We start from the raw sequence: 553 nt of genomic DNA, 5'->3' as shown, positions 1-553 counted from the left end.
GGCGTCGCCGGCACCTGGAAGGACCTGACCGACAACGTCAACTTCATGGCTTCGAACCTGACGGCTCAGGTGCGCAACATCGCCGACGTCGCGACCGCGATCGCGAGCGGCGACCTGTCGAAGAAGATCACCGTCGACGTCCGCGGCGAGATCCTGCTGCTCAAGGACACCCTGAACACGATGGTCGAGCAGCTGCGCTCCTTCGCGGCCGAAGTGACGCGTGTGGCGCGCGAGGTCGGCACCGAGGGCCGGCTCGGTGGCCAGGCCGTGGTGCCCGGTGTCGGCGGCACCTGGAAGGACCTCACCGACAACGTCAACCTGCTCGCCGCCAACCTGACGACGCAGGTTCGCAACATCGCCGAGGTCACTACTGCGGTGGCCCGCGGCGATCTGTCGCGCAAGATCACCGTCGACGTGAAGGGCGAAATTCTCGAGCTGAAGAATACGATCAACACGATGGTCGACCAGCTCAACGCCTTCGCCGGCGAAGTGACGCGCGTCGCGCGCGAGGTCGGTACCGAAGGCAAGCTCGGTGGCCAGGCCGCTGTGCCCG

1 protein-coding gene is annotated in these 553 nt (G+C 66.5%); it reads left to right on the top strand.

The window, feature by feature from the left end; translation table 11 throughout:
• Positions 1-553: HAMP domain-containing protein (locus tag BRAS3843_RS18850; protein ID WP_035982151.1), on the top strand; the 553-nt coding region annotated here is incomplete at both ends.

It is taken from the genome of Bradyrhizobium sp. STM 3843, from assembly GCF_000239815.1.
GTDB lineage: Bacteria > Pseudomonadota > Alphaproteobacteria > Rhizobiales > Xanthobacteraceae > Bradyrhizobium.
This window is presented reverse-complemented; position numbering and strand designations above follow the sequence as displayed.